The sequence below is a fragment of the Saccharothrix sp. NRRL B-16348 genome (assembly GCF_001280085.1).
GTDB lineage: Bacteria > Actinomycetota > Actinomycetes > Mycobacteriales > Pseudonocardiaceae > Actinosynnema.
Map to the genome: position 1 here is coordinate 43,439 of NZ_LGED01000228.1, position 6,000 is coordinate 49,438.

Genomic DNA, 6,000 nt, shown 5'->3' on the forward strand with positions numbered 1-6,000 from the left:
AGGCGCAGTAGCGTGGCTCGGTCTTCATGTCACCGGAGGGGGTGCCGATGACCGATCCGTTGGCCAACGTGCAGCGTTTGGTGGATGACTGGGAGCGCGACGCGGAGGAGAAGGCGGCGCGGTACGAGTCGATGCGGCAGGAGGTCGAGCGGATCTCCATCACCGCGTCCGCCGCCGGTGGTGCGGTGAGCGTGACGGTCGGCCCGAACGGGATTCCCAGTGCGGTGACGATGACCGATGGGGTGTCGCGGTTGCGGCCGGAGCAGATCGCGGCGGCGGTGATGGAGGCGATGGGCAAGGCGCAGGCCGGGTATCCGGCCGAGTTGGCGCGGATCGTCGGGGAGACGGTCGGTCAGACCCCGTCGGGGCAGCACATCGTGGCGGTGGCCGAGCGGAACTTCCCCCAACCCGAGCCGGACGCGCCGTCGACGCCACGGCGTCGCAGGCCGGGCGATGACGGTGACTTCACCGACGAGAGCTACCTGAGGTGACGCGATGACCGGGTACGAGGCCGTTACCGGGGAGATCTCCGCGTTAGCCGGTCGGGTGGAGGGTTTGGCCGACCGGTTGCGCACGGCGGCGGACGCGGCGCGGACGGTGGCGATGAACGACTCCGCCTACGGCGTGGTGTGCCAGCCGTTCGCGATGCTGTTGCAGCCGTTCGAGGACATGGGTGTGGACGCTTTGTCGAAGGCGGCGGAGACGGTGTCGGACAACGCGGCGAAGCTGCGTGAGACCTCCCGCGACTACGACGCCCAGGAAGCCGGCGAGTCGGCGCGGTTCGACGGGATGAACACGTGAACAATCCCCTGGTCGCGACGGCGAAGAGCGACACCACGGCGGTCACCGGCATCGGTATCGCCGAGTCCGCGAACGATCTGGCGCAGGGCATCTCCGACGGCAGCTGGGTCGCCGCCGGGCTGGGCGGCATCGGCGTCGGCCTGGAAGTGCTGTCGATGGTGCTCGACCCGATCGGCACGGTCGCCTCCTACGGGGTGTCGTGGCTGATCGAGCACGTGCAGCCGTTGAAGGAGGCGCTGGACTGGTTCGCCGGGGACCCGCCGGTGATCCGCTCGTTCAGCGAGACCTGGTCCAACGTCGCCGCCGAGGTCACCCGCATCGCCGAGGAGCTCGGCACGCAGGACGCACCCGGCTGGCAGGGCGCCGCCGCCGACACCTACCGCGGGCACGCCGCGCAGACCGCGGACGCCATCGCCGGCGCGGGCACGCTGGCCGACGGCGTCGGAACCGGCGTGATGATCATGGGCGAGGTCGTCGCCGCCGTCCGCGAGATCATCCGAGACCTGGTCGCCGAAGTCGTCGGCAAGCTCATCACCTGGGCGCTCGAAGCCGTCGCCACCCTGGGTCTGGCCACGCCGTTGATCGTCGCCCAAGCGACGTCGACCATCGCCAAGGTCTGCAACCGCATCGCCGACCTGGTCCGCAAACTCGTCAAGACCATCGGCAACGTCACCCCACGCATCCGCAAGGTCCTCGACAAACTCGGCGAGATCATGGAAAAGCTGGGCAAACTCGGCCGCCGCGCCGACTCACCCAGCAGCCCCGTCACCACACCGGGCGGGGCCGGACCCGACGCCCCGACCGTCCGCGACCCCGACGCGCCCGGCTCCTCCCACGACGACGTGGACTCCATGTCGGGCGACGGGCAGGACTACGACAACTACCTCGCCAACGACCAGGGTGTCGTCTACCGCGACGACCGGATGTCGATCGGCAACGACCCGGAGACCCAGCGGGTGCGCGACAACGTCCGCAACGAGGGACACCACGACGTGGTCTTGCACGGCTCGTCCGACGGCTGGCCGGTCCCGGGGCACGGGCACAACACGCACCCGGAGCAGATCGTCGAGGCGATCAGGAACAACCCGCACCGCGACCCCCACCAGCCGATCCGGCTGCTGGCCTGCCACAGCGGCAACGACGTGGGCTGGGCCCAGCACGTGGCGGACCGGCTCGGCGTACCGGTCATGGCCCCGGTGGACGCCGTCGGTGTCGCCCGCAGGCCGGACTCCATCCCCAGGGTGCGCGGACATGAGGCGGGCGAGGGCTGGCGCTGGTTCCTGCCGAACTACAGTGGGAGTTGACCGAGCGCAATGAATGGTGGATTTCGTGGTTGAGCTTCGCCCGGTGGGCATCTACGCCGAGTCCTACGCCCGGCCGAGGCCGGAGCTGCCTTCGGTGCGGCAGACGCCGGTGGAGATCGCGGACCGCGCGCGGGTCGTCGACTACATGAGGGCGGTCACTCCGGCGTTCGACGTGCTCGACGTGACCGTGGATCTGGTCGACGGCACCACGAAGGTCAGGAGCGGCTCGTCGTTGGTGACCGACGGGGTGTGGGTTTGGCGCACCGACTCGATTCGGCACCTGGCCGCGCACGGTCTGCCGATCGACCCTGATTTCCTCGAACACGTCCGAGCTCGCGACTACCGGGCGCCCGAGGACGTCGAGGTCACCGACGAGCTCGAGGACGCACTCCTGCGGTATTACTGACCCCGCGGGTCGGGTTGGCGGTAGGCACTGAAGGCGTCCACGCCGTCCGTGATGACCGCATCGATCTCCGGTTCCCGCGGAGGGCAGCTGATCTTGATCGTGGAGTCCCTCCGGTTTTCGCGGCCTGTGCCGCTCGAAATTCATCGTCGCTGGTAGAGCAAGGCTGTCCCGGTGTTGGGACCATGCCCGGGTGGTCGTATCCCTGCCGTTCAAGGTGACCCGAAGGCTGCTGTCCGTGCCGTCAGTGGTGCTGCGTAACGCGACAACGAACTGCTCGTGCTGCGGCACGAGAAACGCGGTCCTGCGCCGGCAACTCGCAGGTCCGGTGAACTACGAGCCCGCAGACCGGTTCTGGTTCGCCGCCTTGTCCAGGCTGGTCGATCGTCGCCGTTGGCGAGAGGTCTTCCCTGTCACGCCGGGCACCCTGCCCGCCTGGCACCGCAGACTCGTTGCCCGTTAGTGGGACTACAGCGCCCGGCGACGCGTCGGACGTCCACCGACCCGGCCAGGACAGACACGCCGCTTGACCAGCAGCGATGACTTTTCGAGCGCACAAGGTCGCGCACGGCGTCGTGCGCACGCCTTTCGATGACGGTCCAGCCACCCCGACCCGCCAAGCAGGCCATCGACTCTCCGCGCGTTTCGGTGCGCGACTCGAAATCGAAGATGACCAAGCGATCGGTAGGGTTGACCACGCCGGTATACCGACTCCGCGCCGGCCCGGCGCGGACAACAACAGAAGGACGTCATGAACAACCTGATCGTCGTCGAGTTCATCACGCTGGACGGCGTTGTCGAAGACCCGGACGGGTCCGAGGCGACGCCCAACGGCGGCTGGGCGTTCCGCCACGGCCCCGAACCGATCACCGGCGACAAGTTCGAACTCGGGTCGCTGCTCGACACCGGTGTCCTGCTGCTCGGCCGCACGACTTGGGAGCTGTTCGCGAAGCTCTGGCCGAGCCGGACCGACCCGTACTCGACCAAGATGAACAACATCCCCAAGCTCGTCGCGTCGCGCTCGCTGACCAGCACCGAGAAGTGGCAGAACTCGTCCTTAATCGAGGACGACCTGGTCACGAGCGTGCGGCGGCACAAGGCCGAGCAGGACGTCATCGTCACCGGCAGCGTGAGCGTCGTGCAGACGCTGGCCCAGCACGACCTCATCGACGAGTACCGTCTCATGGTGCTCCCGACGGTGGTCGGCAAGGGACTGCGGCTGTTCAGCGAAGACACCCCACCCGTAGACCTGCGGCGCACCTCCATCCTGGAGAAGGGGGCTGCCGCACTCACGTACTACACCAAGGCAGAGTGACCTGACGCTGTCAACCTGCACCTGACCGAATGCCGGGGCATCGATCGTCGACGTACTTGTCGACGGCGTGCCACGGCATGAGGTGGTGCAACCCCTGCCTGATGGCGAGCCACCCATGGTCGGCTTGGGTGCGATCGGGTTCCCACAGTCCACATCGGACCGATGACGAGATCGTCCGCCGACACGGGTGCGTCGGTCGCCGAACCCGGTACAGCCACCATGTCCAGTCGTTCCAGACCCGCATGCGGGTGCTGGGGTTCAGCGTCCGATAGAGCTTGGCGGCTCGGCGGGGCACGTGGTTCGCTCCCCGCCGGCCAGCCGTGCCGGTGGCTTTCACCGGCATTCTGAGGAGCTTGGTCGGCGTCGGCGCGAACGGGCTGGACGGGGCGCAGCCGAAGACCGGGTGACGCGTGAGGCGATCGGCGCCCGTGGGCTGCCCGGCACACCGCCGGCCGGGCCAACGCTCACCCGCGCCGAGGTGTGGGCACCGGGCGACGAGGTGTTCACCTTGCTGTGGCGGGTCCTGGCCTGGGGGTCGGGCAGCCACCTGCGGCAGAACGCACGCAGGTTGGACAGCATCGCCGCCGACGTGCCACGCGCCGAGGAACTCCTGCCCGAGGCCGCGGACAAGTCACGACACGATGCCGCCGGCGCCTACGCGGTGCTGTGGTCGGACAACCGCAGCGCGATCCGAGCACTGGGCCCGTCGTTCCTCACGAAGTTCCTCTACTTCGCCGGAGGCGGCGAGCCGGACCACCCGTGCCTCATCCTGGACCGGGTCGTGGCCACCGCACTGCACGACCACTGCGGCTGGGAGTCCCTGAACCCCGTCGGCTCCTGGCCGGCCCACACCTACCAGCGCTACTGCGACCTGCTGGCCCGCTGGGCCCAGGAACACCACTGCGCACCTGACGAAATCGAGCGCATCCTCTTCGCCGGCGCCCCGGAGGACCGACCGTGATCATCACCTGTCCGAAGTGCTTCACCGCCGACGACGTGCGACCTCCCCGAAGGCTGCCCGACGGCGTGCTGCAGTACCTCTGCACCAACCGCCAGGCACACGACGACCACGAGTGGTTCACCACGCGCGAAGCCGTCCAACCCCCGAGTGAAGTGCGGGAAGGCGTGACCGACGACCTCCTCGATCCGCTCGACCGCTGCGTCGACCCCGACGACCCGTTCCTCGAGTACGGAATCGTCGAGCACCGCCTGCGCACCCGCTTCCCCGACCTGTTCGCCGCCCACGTGGCCGACCAGGGGCACTCCATGTTCGGCTCCCGCGCCTACACCGCCTCCAGCGTCCGATTCGGCGTCGCCCTCGGCCGACTGGAACGGACGGGCAGCCTCGTCAGCCAGTACGGACCGGCGACAGGCGCCTGGCACTACAACGGCCAGGTCACCTACTGGGCCAAAGCAGTACCGCCGGATCGACGACGCAAGACCTGGGCCGAGCACTGCGCGGAAATCGGCCGCTCACCCACTGGACCGACGAGGACCGAGACGGTCTGGTCATCCCCGAGTAGCCCTTTCATCCCGAGAACCGAGGTCAGCGCAGGACAGGCTGCGAGGCCACACCCGCAGAGCGCTCCCCCGCGCTCGGCTCAGGTCAAGGCTGTTGCCCTCCGGCCGCCGGGCCAACTGGTACGACCGGGGCGCTTCTGGAGCGGTGACGAGCCGGACCTGCTGGGCGGCGCGCGGTTGGACGGGGAGATCGCGGCCTGATTTCGTTTGCGACCGGCGGGCTTCGACGCTCACGATGCCCATCGTGAGCAGTCGACTGCGGGCCATTGCCCGGGACACGGTGAGCATCGCCGAACGCGGTTCCTACCGGGTCGGGACGGGCGAGGTCGACGTGCGCGCGGACGTCGCGCACGCCGTGGCCGGAACCCGTCTCTACGCGCCGGACGATCCGGTCGTGGTGCCGGAGCCCGTCGGCGACACGCGGATCGACGTGACGAACGAGTCGACGTTGGCCGCGACCCGGCGGCTGGGCGGCGATGTCGCGTGCCTGGTGTTCGCGTCGGCGCGCAACCCCGGCGGCGGGTTCCTCAACGGCGCGCAGGCGCAGGAGGAGAGCATGGCCCGCGGTTCGGCGCTGTACCCGTGCCTGCTGGCGGCAAGCGACTTCTACGCCCACCACCGCGCGCACCCCGAGCTCACCTACAGCGATCGCGTGA

Annotated in this window: 8 protein-coding genes; all 8 read left to right on the plus strand. The window is 69.0% G+C overall.

The window, feature by feature from the left end; all coding sequences use genetic code 11:
- The first annotated feature begins 47 nt into the window (after nt 1–47).
- Nucleotides 48–491 (plus strand): YbaB/EbfC family nucleoid-associated protein, encoded by a 444-nt coding sequence (locus tag ADK67_RS34120; protein WP_053720688.1) that lies wholly within the window; start codon nt 48–50, stop codon nt 489–491.
- A gap of 4 nt (nt 492–495) precedes the next feature.
- On the plus strand, nt 496–801 hold the full coding sequence (locus ADK67_RS34125; RefSeq protein ID WP_053720678.1) for a type VII secretion target: 306 nt from the start codon (nt 496–498) through the stop codon (nt 799–801).
- Entirely contained in the window at nt 798–2,105 is a 1,308-nt protein-coding gene (locus ADK67_RS54075) for a hypothetical protein (protein WP_053720679.1), read from the plus strand. The genes ADK67_RS34125 and ADK67_RS54075 overlap by 4 nt, the downstream gene beginning before the upstream one ends.
- Nucleotides 2,106–2,130: 25 nt before the next feature.
- Nucleotides 2,131–2,511: a hypothetical protein gene (locus tag ADK67_RS34135; RefSeq protein ID WP_063797825.1), complete on the plus strand. Its 381-nt coding sequence runs from the start codon at nt 2,131–2,133 to the stop codon at nt 2,509–2,511.
- A 748-nt stretch (nt 2,512–3,259) separates the two neighbouring features.
- Nucleotides 3,260–3,823: a dihydrofolate reductase family protein gene (locus ADK67_RS34140; protein ID WP_053720681.1), complete on the plus strand. Its 564-nt coding sequence runs from the start codon at nt 3,260–3,262 to the stop codon at nt 3,821–3,823.
- A gap of 403 nt (nt 3,824–4,226) precedes the next feature.
- Complete coding sequence (locus ADK67_RS34145; RefSeq protein WP_053720682.1) at nt 4,227–4,784, plus strand: 8-oxoguanine DNA glycosylase OGG fold protein; 558 nt, start codon at nt 4,227–4,229, stop codon at nt 4,782–4,784.
- Complete coding sequence (locus tag ADK67_RS34150) at nt 4,781–5,545, plus strand: hypothetical protein (protein WP_053720683.1); 765 nt, start codon at nt 4,781–4,783, stop codon at nt 5,543–5,545. Before ADK67_RS34145 ends, ADK67_RS34150 begins: the two co-directional genes overlap by 4 nt.
- Before the next feature lie 43 nt (nt 5,546–5,588).
- A partial coding sequence (locus ADK67_RS34155; RefSeq protein ID WP_082404248.1) for a TIGR02452 family protein occupies nt 5,589–6,000 on the plus strand: 412 nt, incomplete at its 3' end.

Coding starts and splice junctions, on each gene's coding strand:
- ADK67_RS34125 (WP_053720678.1), top strand. CDS start 496: ATGACCGGGTACGAGGCCGTTACCGGGGAGATCTCCGCGTTAGCCGGT.
- ADK67_RS34140 (WP_053720681.1), top strand. CDS start 3,260: ATGAACAACCTGATCGTCGTCGAGTTCATCACGCTGGACGGCGTTGTC.
- ADK67_RS34120 (WP_053720688.1), top strand. CDS start 48: ATGACCGATCCGTTGGCCAACGTGCAGCGTTTGGTGGATGACTGGGAG.